Genomic DNA, 267 nt, shown 5'->3' on the forward strand with positions numbered 1-267 from the left:
TCAACCAGTGCCTTCAGCTTCTCCGCCAGCGCCTCTTGTTTATCAGCCGGAATTTCCTTCAGCTCCAAGCTAATTCGGCCGTCAGGAAATGTCTTAAGTTGGCCGCGCTGCACACCATCAGCTTTGAAATCGAAAAGCTGGTGGTAGCGAGTGCGACTTCGCTTCGCGGTAGCGCCCGGGCCTTGCAGGTTGCGCAAGATGAGCTCCAATTCGCGCACCGTTCTCTTGCCTTCGATAACTGCCGTCAGATGACGATCAGCGCCTTCC

General features: G+C 55.8%; 1 protein-coding gene. It reads right to left on the minus strand.

The window, feature by feature from the left end:
* On the minus strand, positions 1 to 267 hold a 267-nt coding region (locus RVY79_RS19915), incomplete at both ends, for a hypothetical protein (protein ID WP_317466303.1).

The organism is Chromohalobacter sp. HP20-39 (genome assembly GCF_033052815.1).
Classification (GTDB): Bacteria; Pseudomonadota; Gammaproteobacteria; order Pseudomonadales; family Halomonadaceae; genus Chromohalobacter.